Genomic DNA, 16,421 nt, shown 5'->3' on the forward strand with positions numbered 1-16,421 from the left:
CAACGTTTTTACATAAATACGGACACCCCATCGGCTGAATAATCCCCTAATACCGTTATGCTGCTTCCAACTCTCTCTCCGCTGCGATTTTTTGTTATTACAATTTTCTTGTCGATCCTGTCTTTCAGCTCTGAAACATGAGAAATGATGCCAACCAGTTTTTTCCCTTCTGCCAGATTTCCCAATGCCTTTACTGCTTGATTTAATGCGTCTTCATCCAGAGAACCAAACCCCTCGTCCACGAACATGGCATCCATCTGGATTCCACCGGCCATAGACTGGATCTCATCTGAAAGGCCAAGTGCAAGAGACAGAGATGCCTGAAAAGTCTCGCCTCCGGAAAGTGTCTTTACACTCCGCTCACTTCCGTTGTAATGGTCGATGACATTTAGCTCCAACCCACTTTTATCCTTTTTATTGTCAGCACTTTCCCGCCGCTTCATCTCATACTGTCCGCTGCTCATCGTCATCAGCCGAAGATTCGCCCGCCGTAAGATCCGGTCAAAGTATGCCATCTGGACATAGGTTTCAAGTTCAACTTTACTTTTACCGTTTAATGTTCCGCCTGCCGTATCCGCAAGGGAATGGATCCAGACATATTCCTTTTCCGTCTGTTCCATTCTGCCCTGCTGGCCACATACAGCTTCATAGATTCTGAGATTATTGTGCCAGGACGAATGTATTTTTTCACGAAGCTTTGATGTCTCTGCCTTCTCTGTTTCCAAATATTCCATTGTCTCTGAAAGTTCTTTTTCTGGAATATCTTCGAATCCCCGAATCTGCTTTTTAAGAGCTTCCGCTGCTGAATTCAGACTGGCATTCTGGTTCTGACATCGCTCCAGAGCCTTTTTCGCGTCAATTGCTTCCTGATCAAGTTCACTTTTTCTGGTTTTCATGGCTTGCAGATTATTTTCAATCTCCACAGCATTTTGACCTTCCAGCTTTCTCTGAAACTCTTCCACATGCTTCCGCAGCATTGTTAATACTGTCACCAGATTCTGTTCTGAAAGAGCAAGTTCTTTGTTTCTTTCTCCTGCAGCATTCAGATCTGTTTCCAGACGGTTTATCATACCACCCAATCCATCCAGCACTTTCTGCTGTTCTGTGTTCGCTTTTATGCGGATCTCCAAAGCCCGGAATTCATCATCTAATTTTTCAATTACCGGATCTGCTGCAGTCACAAGCTCGTCAGGACCAGTTACAATTAAGGCCTCTTTGACCAGATTTTTTTCCGTTCCGCAGATCAGCTCAGCTGTATTTCTCATTTCCTGATCTAAATTCCTTTTAAAAAAGCTGGCTCTTTCACTAAGTCTCTGGACCTTTTCTTCTGCCTGCGCCTTTTCCTGTTCTTTTCGCTTCAGTTCCTTCTGGTCCGGAATCTCTTCTGAAAGTTTCGCCGGAGCCGGATGATGAATCGAACCGCATACCGGGCAGGGCATTCCAGCCTGTAAATTTTGGGCCAGAATTCCAGCCTGAGCATCCAAAAATAAGCGTTCAAGATGTGCATAGACACTGCGAATCTCATCGCACTGATCAACAGCACTCCGGTATTCCTCCTGAGCATTTTTTAACTCTCTATTGATAGACTCCACCCGGTTCATTTGTTCTTCCAGTTCATTTTTTCGGTGTAAAAGTTTCTCTTTTGCACGTGTGAGCCGTTCTCTTTCTACCGGCACTCCCAGATTATGCTCTTTCTCCCCGCGCCTGTCTTCCAGTTCTTTCTGGAGGCTGCTGACTTGATTTTCATTTTCCTTTTTTTCTTCCTGAATCTTCAAAAGAAGCTTTTCTTTTCCGTCGATCTCTTCACGAGTCTTATCCAGCTCGATAAAGCTTTGACGGCTAAGTTCAAGTTTCTGAATCCGTTCTGTCAGTTTCTCGCGTGTTCCTTCCTGCTTTTCTATCCTGTTCCACTCAGCGAGCACCCGTCCATATTCCGGCTGCAGTAACTCCAACTCCTGCTGTTTTGCTTCAAGTTCAGCTGCTGTCTTTTTTAGTAGGTCCGCTTTTCCCTTTTTTTCACTAACACTGCAAATCTGCTCTTCAATTTTCCTTAGCGTTTCATCCAGTACCTCCAAACGCTCCTGCTCTTTTTTCGTCTCAGCACGCAGTAAATTGATTCCATCAGTTATTTTCCCCTCGAAACCGGCTTTCTTTAAAGCAAGGAACTCCTGACCGGCAGCCGGATCCTCCTCAAAACTGGCATCATTCAAATACTGGCTGATACTCCGGCGCAGTTCATCGTAATCTTTTCTTCTTCTCCGTTCTTCGTCCCTGAGACGTATCTGAATTGTCTGATAGATTTCCGTATGAAAAATCTGCCGGAAGATTTCCCCACGTTCGGCAGTTCCTGCAATCAGGAGTTTCTGAAAATCCCCCTGTGCGATCATCGCGATCTGGGTAAATTGCTTATAGTCAAGACCCATAAGTTCCGTTACCGCCTTTGTCACTGCCCCCATTTTCGTAACAGGCTGACGTTCGTCGGGATAAAAGAGCTCCGCATCTGCCTTTTTTGTTGTAAATCCGGTTCCACGTTTCTTTTGGGTCTGATATTCCGGATTTCTACGAATTTTATATTCTTTTCGCTGGTAGGAGAAGGTCAATTCTACGAATGTTTCTGTCTCTGCCTTTGCGTATTTGCTGCGGAACATTCCGGATTCCCGCACAGTCCCACTCGCTTCCCCATACAGGGCAAATGTGATTGCGTCAAAGACCGTTGTCTTACCGGCACCTGTATCCCCCGTAATCAAGTAGAGCCCGTGTTCTCCAAGTTTTTCAAAATCAATCGTGCTCTCTCCCGCATAGGGGCCAAAAGCACTGATCACCAGTTTTTTTGGCTTCATTCTTTTATCTCCCGGATCAATTTTTCTGCAAACTCTTCCTGCTGTTTCATCATAGGCTGGTTATTCTGAAGTTCATAAAACTCCCGGAATAGTTCTAACTCTGTCTTTTCTTCTACATCCTGAACCGCATCAATCTGGCTGCTGGCTCTTGTCCTTTGATTATCATACAAAAGCTGCATAATATTCGGATAGATGACTCTCAGCTTCTGAAGTCCATCCGGTACATCATCCTCATCCGTCAACGTTACCTGAATATAATCTTCACAGTTCATATCCCGATAAAACGAACGGGTAGTCAGTTCCATATATGTTCCCCGGAGCTTTCGCATATCCCGAAATGGTTTTAAAGGCAGAAGTCTGATCTTTACCGTTCCCTTTTCTTCCATCTCCACGACCGTGATCGATTTTTCCTGATCCGTCTCAGAGAAGGAATATTTCAGGGGCGTTCCGCAGTACCGCACCATGCCCTTTCCCACATTCTGAGGACTATGGATATGCCCCAAGGCTGTATAATCAAAAGCCTCAAAGACTGAAGCATCAATATTATCAAGACCTCCGACCTGGATATCCTCCGATTCGCATCGGGACGCTCCTGTAACAAACTGGTGCGCCACGAGGATATTTCTCTCATTCGGATCGATCTCCATGTGGCTGATCACTGCACGTACTGCAGACTGGACATCTGTAATCAAATCTGACTCATCTTCAAATACGCGGCGCACAGCTGCCGGACGGATAAACGGAAGAAGATGGATCCAGACCGTCCCATACTGATCTGCGATCGGAATTTTCATGACAGTTCCATCATAGACGGGGGAGAGATAAATTCCCCGGCTGTTTAGCAGTCTTCCTCCAAAAGCCAGTCGTTCCGCAGAATCATGGTTTCCGCTGATAACAAAGACGGGGAATTTTCTCTCCGCCAGCTTTGTGATAAACTCATCGAACACCTGAACTGCTTCCGCGGAGGGAATCTGTTTATCATAGATATCTCCTGCCAGGATCACTCCGTCCGGCATCTCCTTCTCCGCGAGATCCAGGATCCTTTCAAGAATATATTTCTGGTCCTCGATCATAGAAAATTCATTCACTCTCTTTCCGATATGAAGATCTGATAAATGGAATAATCTCATCTGTGCCTCCTGTGGTCTCTGCTGTTAATCCTATTGTAATGTCTCTCACCGGCAATAGCAAGCCATTGTCTTATAAAGAATAAGACCCCGGAACATATATCTGTCCATGGGATCTTATTCTCTGGTCAAAAAACGGTTCTTACCGCAACACTCATATCCGGGAAACATCTTTTTGAGGATCACTTTATATACGGATTCCCCGGTGTCTCCGCATAGTATTCCACGGAGATCATATTTCCGGCGCGTATCTCATCTGAAACCATTCCGTTTATCAATTTCAGCTCATAAACGTATTCCCGTACCGACATACCGGAGTGGTGATAATAAGTTTTTGCAATCGACCAGAGTGTATCACCTTTTTCTACCTCGATCGTCGTATAATAGCGGTTATAGACTGTATCATCACTCTCTTCATTCGCCATAACCAGAGTCTTTCCGAAAAAGCAGGACATAATCATTACAATCATAACAAGGGCTATCAAATACTTCTTCATACAGCTTCCTCCTTTGTATCCAGCGAGTCCAAACTTACGTTTGCGAACATCTGTTCTGTATCGAATTCTATCACACGAACATATGTTTGTCAATTCTTTTTCGGTATTTTTCGAACAAAGGTTTGCTTTTTCCCGTATTTTATGGTACTATGTATACAGATGAAAAAAGGAGGGATTTCATGAGTCAGGGAAAAATTACTGATAAGCAGAGAGAAATACTTGAATATATAAAAGAAATGATCTTAAAGAAAGGTTATCCGCCGGCTGTGCGCGAGATTTGTGAAGCGGTACACTTAAAGTCCACTTCCTCCGTGCACTCTCATCTGGAATCCTTGGAAAAAAACGGCTATATCCGTCGTGATCCGACAAAGCCGAGAACGATCGAGATCCTTGATGACGATTTCGCCCTGACGAGACGCGAACTCGTAAACGTGCCGGTGATCGGTACGGTCGCTGCCGGAGTGCCAATCCTTGCAGAACAGAACATCGAAGATTATCTCCCGATTCCTGCAGAAATTCTTCCAAATAAGGAAGTATTTATGTTGAAGGTAAAAGGAAACAGTATGATCGAAGCCGGAATCTACAACGGCGATAAAGTGATCGTTGCAAAGCAGCCAAACGCTGAAAACGGTGATAAGGTCGTTGCTCTGGTGGACGATTCCGCTACTGTAAAAACTTTCTATAAGGAAAATGGCCATTTCCGTCTCCAACCGGAAAATTCCTCGATGGATCCGATCATTCTTGATCAGGTCGAGATCCTTGGAAAGGTCATCGGTCTTTTCCGTATGATGAATTAAACCGATCTTTATTTTTACGGATAGTTCTTAAAGAATCGCTGTGATCCTCGAGGAACGTCTCTCCCCGCCGGAGACCTCACTCCCACCGTGATGAACTTGCGATGACTTGCCGTTCGAAAAAGGCAGACATCTTATATGGCTCAGAGAAAAAGCCCCACTGGATATCTATGACTATACGACATCATTCGAGATCCGGTGGGGCTTCATGTTTTATTGTATTTCAAATTCTGCCGGTACCGAATATACTCTTCCGTCTGGCAAATAGATCTCTTTTATCATTTTATATTTGCCTTTCTGGAGTTCTCCGTATAACCATGCAAAATCTATATCCATAAACCGAGATTCTCCGGGTTCCAATTCGTAGGCAATCTCTATAAAACTATAATCTTCGGGTAAAACCGGAAGTTTCTCCCAACTATCATCCCAAAAGGCCTCCATTGTATACGCTTCCCCATAGATTATCGTTTCATTGCTGACATTGGAAAGCTTCAGCTGAAGGCTGTCAGAAGTTGCCAGCCTAATTCCCGCATGTACATAATCAAGATACTCCGCAGTTTCTTCCTTTGTAGCCTTTTCTGCTTCAAAGAGTGCAAAACCCGAATCATACTTTACATATAGTTTTTGAGGAAATTCCGGATCCCTGTAAACCTCCTGCCCTACGTTTAAGTGGGTGCCGTTTAAATCTTTTGTAGGGTATTCCAAATTATTCACAAAGGCTATCTGACCTAAAAACTCCCAGCTTCCCTTTTGTTGGAGATCAAAGCCGGTGGCATTATACAAATACAGGGAACCATCATAAAATAAAGAGATGCGTGGTACCTCTTCAGAAGCATAACCAGTAGGGGTGATCGTGTTTGTTTCCTGCGCTGCATTGGGTACAGTATGGCAGCCGGCCAGAAGCAGGCCGAAGATTCCAAATATGACTAATAATCTTTTTCTCATTACGACACCACCTCTCCATATGTTTGTATTACAAGACAACATCTCTATTATTATTATAGATAAACTCATGACCGTATGCCATAAAGTTTTCCTTACATTTATCTTTACAATTCTTACTGTTCTTATACCCGCCTTGCTTTATACCTGTTTTTCTGAGATAATAAAGCCTGATATGCAAAAACCTATAATGAAAGGAATTTTCAATATGAAAAAAATAATTACAGCGCTTCTGACTCTTACCATGGCTGCTTCTCTGGCAGGATGCGGCAGCAAGCCTGCAGATGAACCGACGAAATCCCCGGAAACGGTGATTGAATCGGCGGTTGATTTTTATACAGAAGTTTGGGATGCTTTGGGCGAGGACAGACAGTTTGCGGCTGTAGGTGGTGATGCAGAGCACGAAGCGGAAGCGCCGGCAAAATTCGCCATGACTGATGAGAATAAGGAGACATTTGAGTATCTTCTTCATGTAAACGATGAGCTTTATGATATGCTGGATGATGATACAGCTACCCTGCAGCATATGATGAACACCAATACTTTCAGTTCTGCCTTTGCAAAGCTTAAGGATACCTCGAAAGCCGAAAAATTTGCCGAGGATTACAAAGCTGAGATTCAGGGTCAGCACTGGATGTGCGGATTCCCGGATAAAGTGGTTGTCATCTCGGTTGCGGATTATGTCATGATGGCATATGGCGCTGAGGAATGTGTCGATGATCTGGTTGAGGCCTGCTCGGAAGTGGCACCGGATTCCACCGTTCTGGTGGATGCACCGGCTGTACTTGATTAGGAGGAACCTATGCTTTTTTCGAGCATACCATTTTTATTCTGGTTTCTGCCCGGTGTCCTGATCCTCTATGCAGCAGCACCGGGATCATTGAAAAATACGGTTCTCCTGCTTTCCAGCCTTTTTTTCTATGGCTGGGGAGAACCGAGGTATGTGATTTGGATGATGCTTGCCATCCTGATGGCTTATATATTTGGATTGCTGATCGAGCGTTATCAGAGTGTTCCGAAGCTTGCCAGGCTTTTTCTCGCACTTTCGGTTTCATCCAGCCTTCTCATGCTTGGCTATTTTAAATACGCAGATTTTTTTATCCGTAATGTAAATGCCGTCACCGGATGTTCGATTTCCCTGCTTAACATCACACTTCCCATCGGAATCAGCTTTTATACCTTCCAGATACTCAGCTATACGGTGGATGTATACAGGCAGGATGTGAAAGCCCAGAGAAATCTGATAGACCTGGCTACATATGTGGCACTCTTTCCTCAGCTGATCGCCGGTCCCATCGTCCGTTATTCGGATATTGCAGAACAGTTGAAGGGGCGTATTCATACTATGGGTAAGACGGCCCAGGGAATCCGTCGATTTATCTTAGGACTCGGCAAGAAGATTCTGATCGCCAATCTGCTTGGAGAATTGTGCAGCATCTTCCGGGCTTCGGATGATAAATCGGTACTTTTCTTCTGGCTCTATGCAGTTGCCTATACCCTTCATGTATATTTTGATTTTTCAGGATACAGCGATATGGCCATCGGACTTGGAAAGCTATTTGGATTTGATTTTCTGGAAAATTTTAATTATCCTTTTATCTCGAAAAGTATAACTGAATTCTGGCGTCGCTGGCATATGTCTCTCGGCATCTGGTTTCGGGATTATGTCTATATTCCTCTGGGAGGCAGTCGTGTATGTTTACCGCGGCATCTGTTTAATATATTTCTGGTCTGGATGCTGACGGGCTTCTGGCATGGTGCCGCCTGGAATTTCGTAATCTGGGGACTTTATTTTGCTCTGCTGCTGATTCTGGAGAAGATATGGCTTCTGGAAATCCTTAAAAAGAGCCATGTCTTAAACCGCATCTATGTATTGACTGCTGCTGTAATCAGTTTTGTGATCTTTGATGCCACTGATATGTCCCAGGCATTCTCGTACCTGAAAGCCATGTTTGGAACAGGCGGATATCCATTGACTTCTGCAGCATCCAGCTACTATTTCCGCAGCTATTTTGTGGTCTTGATGATAGCCCTGCTTGGTGCGACACCGATTCCAAAGTCCTTTTGCAGACGGATCCAGCAATGGAAAACAGGAACAGCAGTTATGTTATTCGCAGAACCACTGGCACTTTCAGCCCTGCTGCTTATCTGTACGGCTTTTCTGGTGGATGGCTCCTTTAACCCATTTCTTTATTTCAGGTTTTAGAAATTCTGGGGTTGGGAAGGAATGATAGATGATAGAATATAAGAATATAAAAAGCATAAAGAATACAAAAAATATCAATCATATAAATAACATGAACACCATAGTTACAGTGGTTGTGCTGGGAGTCGTATTTGTTAGCCTTACCATGGCGTCCTGGCTGCTGCCGCCCCAGGAGTTTTCTGACAACGAACGGCGAAAGCTTGCACAGCGCCCGAAGTTTTCCCTGGATACCATGTCCGATGGAAGCTTTATGACGGAATTTGAAAAGTATACTCTTGATCAATTTCCGCTGCGGGATCAGTTCCGGACATTGAAAGCCTATACTACCTACGATGTGTTTGGTCAGCTTGATAATCATGATATTTATATACAGGATGGTTATGCAGCAAAGCTTGAATATCCGCTTCAAATGGATTCTCTGGAACATGCAGCGGACCGGTTTGCATATATCTATGAGAAATATCTGGCTGGCAAGGAGATGAATATCTATCTCTCCATTGTCCCGGATAAAAGCTACTTTCTTGCGGAGAAACATGGATACCTCTCCACGGACTATGAAAAACTGTTCCATGTGATGCGGAATCACATGAACTACGCAGACTATATCGATATCACAGGAACGCTGGATATTACGGATTACTATAAGACAGATACCCATTGGCGTCAGGAGAAGCTTCCAGATACGGCAGCTGTTCTTGCGGAGGGCATGGGGACATCTATCTCCGGAGCTTACACAGAATATGCGCTGGATGTCCCTTTTTATGGTGTATATTATGGTCTGTCTGCTCTTCCACTGCCGCCGGAAACGCTATATTATTTATCCAATGATGTTTTAGATGGCTGTATCGTGACCAATCATGAGGATCAGACGATGGGTTCCATCTACAATATGGAGAAAAAATCCGGCAAAGATCCTTATGAGATCTTTCTTTCCGGTCCCCGCTCTCTGATAACCATCGAGAATCCGAACTGTGAATCGGACAAAGAGCTTGTCATTTTCCGGGATTCCTTTGGCAGCAGTATCGCGCCTCTTCTTTCGGAAGGGTATGCCAAAATCACTCTGGTGGATATCCGGTATCTGAGGGCAGATTTACTTGAACGTTTTATAGAATTTAAGAATCAGGATGTACTGTTTCTGTACAGTACATCGGTACTGAATCATAGTGAGACATTGACCTGATTGTAAACCTTGCAGAAGCATTGATCTGCCAAAATCAAAACAGATTTTACTCGCCCACCTTCTATTGTCCATGCCAATCAGCTTTCTAAATAAACCGTCCGGCCGGATAAATTTCGCTGTTCAATCCGCTGCGTTCGTGATAGAATGAAAGCAAGTGTTTCGGGATAGTACAGAATCATGGAGGGATGCAAATGGAACCGATGTATTTGTCAATCCAGCCCGTGGAAACCGGGAAGCGGATAAAGCAGCTGCTTTCGGAGCAAAACTATACGATCCGCGAGATCCAGGGTGCGTTCGGCTTTGAAAACCCACAGGCAATCTATAAGTGGATCGCCGGAAAATCGCTGCCGAGCCTGGACAACTTTATCATTCTCAGCAGATTATTACATACCAGTATTGAAAATATCCTCGTCATTGACGGGGATATTCCTCGTTTATGGGTCAGTTTAAACCAGTGGTTCAATGACATCTTCTCTCTCCTGCCTTATAATCGTGTCATAAGGAAGTGATGCGAAGGAGGCGAAACACATTATGAAAATAACTTCGGCTTATGCCAATAAACTGCTCAAAAGTCTGGCGGACGAAAAATCTTACTGGGAGGCCCAGGAAGCGTCATCCCGCACTTACGTTGCCGCTGTCGGCGAGGAACCGGTCATCCCGAAATATGACTATTCCGCCGTTTCTGAGACGTTAAAAGAAATCGACCGAAAAGCCGTCATCATCAAGCACGCCCTGAACCTGGCCAATGCCACCGCAAAGATCAGGGTAGGCGATACGGAAATGAGTGTCGACAGCATTCTGGTAAGAATCGCACAACTTAGCTCCCGCAAAGCGACTCTGGACACCATGCGGAAATATCTGCCAAAAATGAGGGAATCTTCCCATGCATTCAGCTCCAGAAATGCCGTTCCTGAATACCGCTACACCAATTATGATCCAGAACTGGTAAAACGTGATTATGAATGCATCTCCGGTGAGATCATGGAAATGCAGATTGCCCTTGACCGGTACAATCAGACTTTCCTGTTTGAAGCGGACATTTAAATGATTTTTCCGTACAGGGTCATTTTAAAAATGCAGATGGTCTTGTTAATGTTCAGTGGCATAGATTATTTTGTTATCTTTTATCCATTGTATCTTTCGGTTCATGGTAAATTAATTCAAAAAATAAAAAGGTAAACAATTCCCCTGTAGAAAACCCGTGAGTGATCACGCCGGTGCCAGGGTACGGTTTCAGGCACCACGGCTGCGGAATGCAAATTTCGCAGCATTTTCCTTACAGACAGCTATCACAAAGGAGGAGCCTATGAAAAATTTTCTGAGACTGGACGGCCGGTCCATCCTGTCCGTCCCATATATGTACATCGACCACAAGGACTATCTTGCAGATTCCCTGCTCACACAGAACCATGTTTCCGTGCGGTTCGGAAGTGAATTCTCACGGGACAATTCCCCGTACCACATCATTATCTGCAAAGTCAGAAAGAAAGATATGGCGGAATTTGAGAAATCCATGGAATTGCTGTGCAACAAGATGCTTCTTTTCGGACACAACGATTACATGGAATTCTGCAATAACATCATGGAAACACTGGGACAGAATCGAGGTGCCGCATGAAGAAATCATTTGTTCCGATCAGCAAACAGAGTAAGAAAGCACAAAAGACATACCATTCCGCACAGCGTTCTACCTGGGGAATTTTGAACCCGGCAACGCGGACCATGCCGAACGGCAAGGCATATTACCGGAAGAAACAGAAAGCCCATGACAGAAGCGGCAGGGAATCCTCCTTCGATTCCCCACCTCTTCCTTTTTGTCCGTCCCTGCATATCAATCCCACAGGTTCCGAAAATACTTCGTCATAAGCTCCATGCCCTGCTTCAGGCACTGGTCCCGATACTCACGCAGTTCGCCCTCTGCCGCCAGCCACTTTCCCGAGATTTCTACATATTCCGGCACATCGCTCATCATATACAACCGGTGTGTATGCTCCCGCTTTTCTCTCGCAATCTCCTCTTCCGTCTTCAGCTTCTCACCGAACATGCCGTATTTTGTCGTGAATTCTTCCTGTGCCAGGTCATGCTCTTCCTCATACAGATTCTTCTTTCTGCATGTATCCTCATTTGCTTCCCGGAACAGAAATTCCATTCTTCCCAGAATACGATCCCATTTCCGGATATTTTCTTCTTCCGGTCCTTCAAAGAAGCTGGGATAACCATGGCTGTTGACACGAAGGTCATGAATCATGTTCGGAACAACCGTAAGAAACCATTGGTCAATCGACCAGATGTCACGGTAACAGTATCCGTACCGCAGTCTTTGATAAATACAGATGACGTCCTCTTTCCATATGGAAATCCTTTCCCATAATGATTCTTTCTTCCGATGTGACAGGAAAACGGAACATTCTTCCTTGTAACTCTTTCTGTTTTCCTTCGGACTCATTCGCTTTGCAATTCTCTTTACAGTATCCATGGACAGTTTCTCCTTTCCCGTAATATCCCTGATACGACAGTTATATCACGGCACAGGAAAAACTGCATTGAACCTGCGGTTTAATTCTTGCGAATATACGAAAGACAATCCCTACCTAAGCAGAGACTGCCTTTCTTTTGCTATTCAAAAATCATGTTTTTGCACGGGTTATTCCACCAACTTTAATATCCTGCAATTCCATCACCTCATCGGCATCCATATATGCATAATTTTCTCCCATCGCTTGTCTCCTTTCAATTCTTTACGCTCCCATCACCCGCTTAAACACTTTGAAGTTCGTATCATCCCGCGGCGGGCAATAGACCGCAAATTCAATGGTTTTAAATGCGTACAGATAATCCGCAATCACTTCTTTGGCAGCACGCGCCACCACTTCCGGCTTATTCTGAAATGCTCCGCATCCGAATGCGCCCAGAATCACCACTTCGTCACCGTTCAGTACGGCAACATCCAGAATCCTGGTCAGCCTCTTCTTATGGATTTCCAGGAGTTCCCGGTCACTGACTTTTACCGCCCGGTCGCCGTTACCCTGGTTGAACCGGTTGCTCGGCCGTTCCCGCAGGTTCGGTGCTGCACAGGTGATCACATCCACTTCATACCAGTCTTTTTCATCCATCAGCTTCGGCTTGTTCGTATCTGTCTTAAATACAGTCACATCCGGCGTATAGATGATATCCGCATTGTTGATCGGATTCTTTTCATTCCGATGAGGGTAATAGAATCCTTTCATCATTTCCGGTACGCTCAGGCAGAAATACAGGCCGGAACACCGACACAGACATTCCTCCTGTGCGCTGGATCCTCTTGTCACGCCGCCGCCCGGATTTGTGGCAGAGGCAAAGTTATGTACCGCCACCTTCTGACCTGCATAATCTGCAGCCGCCTCGAAAGTCCGCTTTGTGGATACAACAATCTTCGCTTCATCTTCAAAGCGTGCCTTATCCACGGCAGACAGCTCCTCTTCTTCCAGAATGAGTTTCTGGTTTTTCACCGACCGTGCAAGAACTTCCTTAATCTTTCCGTTTGTCTCGCACAGCTTTTTAGTATCTTCAAAAACCTCTACATTCTCAAAACTGCTCATATGTTTATCATTCCTTTTTCTCTCTGTTAATTTCAGATCTAACGCTATGAAAACGGCCGCGGAATCGCTCCCGCAGCCCAGTACCTGGCATTGTCTGCCTTACATGCCATCATCACGAAAATACTCGTTTACCATACGTAACAGCAAAATCATATCCACTTCTGATACGCATGATGCATCCAGCTCAAACTCATAGACGCTGTTCTTTGTTCTGATTGTCAATGAACCATCTTCCACCTGGATACTTCCGTAGGTTGTATGCAGGTATTTGCCGGGACATTTACTTGCCGGACTTGTGAAAAAGTAAATCATATACTTCTCATACCGGCTGTCGGATTTATAGACCATGATCAGTCCTAGCTGATCCATATACGGTATCCGCCAATCCATGTATTTCCGACCGTTCTTATCTTCTGCTTTACGCAGGATTCCCAATGCCGACTGATCCAAATGCATCTCATCAACTCCTTAATCTTATCACACGGGTATTTCGCCGACCGCCGCAATAAAATCCCGATCCCGGTATCCGACTTCGTCGAATTTCCGCAGCCCGGCTTCCGCTTCAAATACGTGACCGCAGCAACAACACTTAAGCTTTCGTGTAACAACAATTCCCGGCTCGCCCAGAAGTAACTCCAAGGATGATTTTCCCTCACTGGCTGCCACATACGCATCCATCTTCGCCTGTTCCTCATCCGTCAGCTGGATATGCCACCAATTATGTTCCTCATGGCACTTGGGACACGGCGGGTTGATTTTATAAAGCCTTCCCATAGTCTGGTCTCCTTTCGATTTTCACTCACTTTGAATTCTTTGCAAATCTTGACAGCATTTTCGCTATCTCGTTCTTTGTAATCTCCGAAACCAGAGAGAGAATTTTAATATCTTCCTCTGTTAATTCATCGTGATAAAACACAAGCATTTCTCACAGCAGTATTTGCTGGTGAGAATCTCAGGGACAAGTATTGCAATCCGTGCTTTTTATTGCAAATTCAGTAGATTCATCACCAGTTTCACCATTACTTCTTTTTCTTCTGGATTGGATTCAGCAATCATCAACGTAACGGCCACCAAGGTTCCATCGCTGAGTCGTTTTTCTCAATCTTGGAATAAAGCGTTGTTTTTATCCAGGAATTCAAGAAAAAGTGATGCCGCAATTCTCTTGCAGCCATCCGCATAAGGATGGTCCTTGATCATAAAATACAATAGATTTGCGGCTTTTTCTTCTAATGATGGATATGCATACTTGCCGAATATACTTTGATATACTGCAGCAAGGATTCCCTCAACCTTACCTTTTTCTTTTTCAACTCCAAAGACGTCCGAATGAAACGAATCCTCCATAACATCGACCATATGACGGCAATCTTCATAAGTGATCCTGTAAATCGGCTGATTTCCTTTTGGCTTCTCCAATGTCTGGTGATCATACCACCAATTTGCACTACATTATCAGCAACACCATCAACCCACTGCCCATCTACAAGAGCCTCGTACTGACGTTGTCTAAAAGGCACATCACCATAAAGATCTCGTACTGCTGTTTCATAGCTTTGCCCATAATCAAGGGCAGCTTTTCGTCATCATAGCCAGGATACCCGCAGAAATATTGAAGATATGGGTTTTCCTGGATCTGGAGCGCGGTTTCCTCGTCAGAATAGCCATACTCCGCCTGAATAATGCAGACCTCCAAGGCCAGACGCAGCGGCTTGGCCACATTGCCTTTCCGGTTGGTGAATAGTGCGGCGTAGCGCTTCTCGATCTCCAGTCAGGGGATCGTCTGGGCTTTCTTTACCCAACGGTTGCTTTCCTTCAGATTCATATCCACCGGCTGTTTGAAATCCGCCAAGCTGATCTGGCCATTGCTGTAACGATACATAGTTGCCCTCCAGGTGCACGATTTTTGCTGGATTTTTGCCAGTTCCCTTGCTCCTATTATACCACGGATTGGCTTCTATGGATTGAAATATAAGGCTTTTTCTATTATTCAGTGCATATTAAATACGCGGAACCCCCTTCGCCATGATCCGGTTTGGGTAACGGCGCATGACAAACGCGCGCGGACACGCAAAATGAGGGCGAAAGGGACCGCCCCGCTTTTCCCTTCTTGACAGCGATGGATCAGCCTTAACCGGTGCCCGGGATATGGAGATCCTCAGCGGCCAGATCCTCCTTGGCGTTCGCGAAGGACAGCAGCGTTACAAACGTCAGCAGCAAAGCAATCGCTTTTTTCATGATGTTCTCTCCCCTTCTCGGTTTCAACCGGAGCGTTTGTTCCCACAAGGTCTTGTCGAGGAAGGGCGGTCCGGCAGTGGTCTTGCCCACGATCAGTTAAGCTTTTGTCCTGTTTTCCGTGCTCCGGCTTAAATCCGGACCCTTTTCTGTCGATAATAAGGATATGAAAAACATTTTTCTGTCGATAATAAGGATATGAAAAACATTTAGACAGGAGGTTCCGCAATGAAAATTCAAGATGCGAAGAAGGCATACGCCGCGCAGATGGATACGCTGTGGACACGGAAACGCGACCTGTCGCAGGCGCTCAAAAATTGCCAGCAGGGCGGCGCGCCCAATGTGGATCGTGTGGAGATCTCCCGTGAGCTGTCCGCCGTGGACGCGCAATACAACGAGGCCCAGGGCGTGATGGAGAGCATCATCGAGCGGGAGACTGCCATCCACAACGCCGAGGTTGCAAAGCAGCAGGGCAATGCTCTGTCGAAGGCCGCAGAGGAGATGGGCAAGATGCTGGAGATCTACCACCGCATCGCCTCCGGCGGTCAAGTCCCTCCGGAGGATGAACAGCGGCTGATGGAATACAACCACAAGCTTTACATGGCGGCCAAGACCGCGGCCATGCTGCAAGAGGGAGACGGCGAGGAGTACGACTCCCTCTTTGAGGACGAGGAGGAAAAAAACGGCGAAGAAAAGACCGCCAGCGAGATCGCGGGCGAGGCGGAGATCTCCGTCCCCGGCGGAGGCGGGGACGCCGGTCTCGACATCGCCTCGGAGTGATGGCTATACCGCTCCTCCGTTTCTTTTTTAGGACAGCAAAAAAGGGCACAAAACCGCCCTTTACGGTTTTGTGCCCCCGTTGAGTTACCTGAGAGATTCCCTCCGCTTTGGGAGGTTGCACCTTCGGTGGTCGGGCGCTGCCGCCCGGCCTTTTCGGAGCGTCGTCCGAAACCGGTCCTTTTGCCTGGGAGCTTCTGCGTTCCCCTTCGGCATCGCCTGAGCGATCTCTCCCAAAACAAAACTAC

General features: G+C 45.7%; 19 protein-coding genes and 2 riboswitches. Of the genes, 9 read left to right on the forward strand and 10 right to left on the reverse strand.

Annotated features, from left to right (window positions below):
• Positions 1 to 8: 8 nt before the first annotated feature.
• From ABCW45_RS00245 to ABCW45_RS00255, 3 genes are all read right to left on the reverse strand, one after another.
• Positions 9 to 2,840: an AAA family ATPase gene (locus ABCW45_RS00245; protein ID WP_343219937.1), complete on the reverse strand. Its 2,832-nt coding sequence runs from the start codon at positions 2,838 to 2,840 to the stop codon at positions 9 to 11.
• Positions 2,837 to 3,970, reverse strand: coding sequence for an exonuclease SbcCD subunit D (locus tag ABCW45_RS00250; protein ID WP_343219938.1), 1,134 nt, complete (start codon positions 3,968 to 3,970; stop codon positions 2,837 to 2,839). Before ABCW45_RS00250 ends, ABCW45_RS00245 begins: the two co-directional genes overlap by 4 nt.
• A gap of 179 nt (positions 3,971 to 4,149) precedes the next feature.
• A complete protein-coding gene (locus ABCW45_RS00255; RefSeq protein WP_117470292.1) occupies positions 4,150 to 4,464 on the reverse strand; it encodes a LysM peptidoglycan-binding domain-containing protein in 315 nt (104 codons plus the stop codon).
• A 179-nt stretch (positions 4,465 to 4,643) separates the two neighbouring features.
• Between ABCW45_RS00255 and lexA the strand changes: the two genes are divergently transcribed.
• Entirely contained in the window at positions 4,644 to 5,261 is a 618-nt protein-coding gene (gene lexA, locus ABCW45_RS00260; RefSeq protein WP_015554496.1) for a transcriptional repressor LexA, read from the forward strand.
• Between the two features lie 210 nt (positions 5,262 to 5,471).
• Here the strand turns inward: lexA and ABCW45_RS00265 are convergent, their stop codons facing one another.
• Positions 5,472 to 6,203, reverse strand: coding sequence for an immunoglobulin-like domain-containing protein (locus ABCW45_RS00265; RefSeq protein WP_117471830.1), 732 nt, complete (start codon positions 6,201 to 6,203; stop codon positions 5,472 to 5,474).
• Positions 6,204 to 6,408: 205 nt separating this feature from the next.
• On the opposite strand from ABCW45_RS00265, the gene ABCW45_RS00270 reads away from it, so the two are divergent.
• The 7 genes from ABCW45_RS00270 to ABCW45_RS00300 all read left to right on the forward strand — a co-directional run bounded on the left by ABCW45_RS00270 (position 6,409) and on the right by ABCW45_RS00300 (position 11,452).
• Complete coding sequence (locus ABCW45_RS00270) at positions 6,409 to 6,993, forward strand: LptM family lipoprotein (RefSeq protein WP_117471829.1); 585 nt, start codon at positions 6,409 to 6,411, stop codon at positions 6,991 to 6,993.
• Between the two features lie 9 nt (positions 6,994 to 7,002).
• On the forward strand, positions 7,003 to 8,406 hold the full coding sequence (locus tag ABCW45_RS00275; protein WP_343219939.1) for an MBOAT family O-acyltransferase: 1,404 nt from the start codon (positions 7,003 to 7,005) through the stop codon (positions 8,404 to 8,406).
• Between the two features lie 28 nt (positions 8,407 to 8,434).
• The gene (locus ABCW45_RS00280; protein ID WP_343219940.1) at positions 8,435 to 9,586 is read left to right on the forward strand and encodes an alginate O-acetyltransferase AlgX-related protein; all 1,152 of its coding nucleotides are present in this window, start codon (positions 8,435 to 8,437) and stop codon (positions 9,584 to 9,586) included.
• A 191-nt stretch (positions 9,587 to 9,777) separates the two neighbouring features.
• A complete protein-coding gene (locus tag ABCW45_RS00285; protein WP_015554491.1) occupies positions 9,778 to 10,095 on the forward strand; it encodes a helix-turn-helix domain-containing protein in 318 nt (105 codons plus the stop codon).
• Between the two features lie 22 nt (positions 10,096 to 10,117).
• The gene (locus ABCW45_RS00290) at positions 10,118 to 10,630 is read left to right on the forward strand and encodes a hypothetical protein (RefSeq protein WP_343219941.1); all 513 of its coding nucleotides are present in this window, start codon (positions 10,118 to 10,120) and stop codon (positions 10,628 to 10,630) included.
• Between the two features lie 262 nt (positions 10,631 to 10,892).
• A complete protein-coding gene (locus tag ABCW45_RS00295) occupies positions 10,893 to 11,204 on the forward strand; it encodes a hypothetical protein (RefSeq protein WP_343219942.1) in 312 nt (103 codons plus the stop codon).
• Positions 11,201 to 11,452, forward strand: coding sequence for a hypothetical protein (locus ABCW45_RS00300; protein WP_015554488.1), 252 nt, complete (start codon positions 11,201 to 11,203; stop codon positions 11,450 to 11,452). Before ABCW45_RS00295 ends, ABCW45_RS00300 begins: the two co-directional genes overlap by 4 nt.
• Here ABCW45_RS00300 and ABCW45_RS00305 read toward each other — a convergent pair.
• The 6 genes from ABCW45_RS00305 to ABCW45_RS00330 all read right to left on the reverse strand — a co-directional run bounded on the left by ABCW45_RS00305 (position 11,418) and on the right by ABCW45_RS00330 (position 14,932).
• Positions 11,418 to 12,062: a hypothetical protein gene (locus ABCW45_RS00305; protein WP_117484557.1), complete on the reverse strand. Its 645-nt coding sequence runs from the start codon at positions 12,060 to 12,062 to the stop codon at positions 11,418 to 11,420. The genes ABCW45_RS00300 and ABCW45_RS00305 overlap by 35 nt on opposite strands.
• A 262-nt stretch (positions 12,063 to 12,324) precedes the next feature.
• Entirely contained in the window at positions 12,325 to 13,164 is an 840-nt protein-coding gene (locus ABCW45_RS00310) for a TIGR02452 family protein (RefSeq protein ID WP_343219943.1), read from the reverse strand.
• A gap of 99 nt (positions 13,165 to 13,263) precedes the next feature.
• Positions 13,264 to 13,620 carry a hypothetical protein gene (locus ABCW45_RS00315; protein WP_117470300.1) on the reverse strand — a complete coding sequence of 119 codons (357 nt, stop codon included), beginning with the start codon at positions 13,618 to 13,620 and terminating at the stop codon, positions 13,264 to 13,266.
• Between the two features lie 21 nt (positions 13,621 to 13,641).
• Positions 13,642 to 13,938, reverse strand: coding sequence for a hypothetical protein (locus ABCW45_RS00320; protein WP_117470301.1), 297 nt, complete (start codon positions 13,936 to 13,938; stop codon positions 13,642 to 13,644).
• A gap of 324 nt (positions 13,939 to 14,262) precedes the next feature.
• The gene (locus ABCW45_RS00325) at positions 14,263 to 14,520 is read right to left on the reverse strand and encodes a type II toxin-antitoxin system death-on-curing family toxin (RefSeq protein ID WP_343219944.1); all 258 of its coding nucleotides are present in this window, start codon (positions 14,518 to 14,520) and stop codon (positions 14,263 to 14,265) included.
• A 124-nt stretch (positions 14,521 to 14,644) separates the two neighbouring features.
• Positions 14,645 to 14,932 (reverse strand): transposase, encoded by a 288-nt coding sequence (locus ABCW45_RS00330; RefSeq protein ID WP_117470302.1) that lies wholly within the window; start codon positions 14,930 to 14,932, stop codon positions 14,645 to 14,647.
• Between the two features lie 692 nt (positions 14,933 to 15,624).
• Between ABCW45_RS00330 and ABCW45_RS00335 the strand changes: the two genes are divergently transcribed.
• Positions 15,625 to 16,176 carry a hypothetical protein gene (locus ABCW45_RS00335; protein WP_117470303.1) on the forward strand — a complete coding sequence of 184 codons (552 nt, stop codon included), beginning with the start codon at positions 15,625 to 15,627 and terminating at the stop codon, positions 16,174 to 16,176.
• A 74-nt stretch (positions 16,177 to 16,250) separates the two neighbouring features.
• Positions 16,251 to 16,335, reverse strand: a riboswitch (glycine riboswitch).
• Between the two features lie 3 nt (positions 16,336 to 16,338).
• Positions 16,339 to 16,419: riboswitch (glycine riboswitch) on the reverse strand.
• Positions 16,420 to 16,421: the final 2 nt, after the last annotated feature.

It is taken from the genome of Pilosibacter fragilis (assembly GCF_032490495.1).
GTDB lineage: Bacteria > Bacillota > Clostridia > Lachnospirales > Lachnospiraceae > Pilosibacter > Pilosibacter fragilis.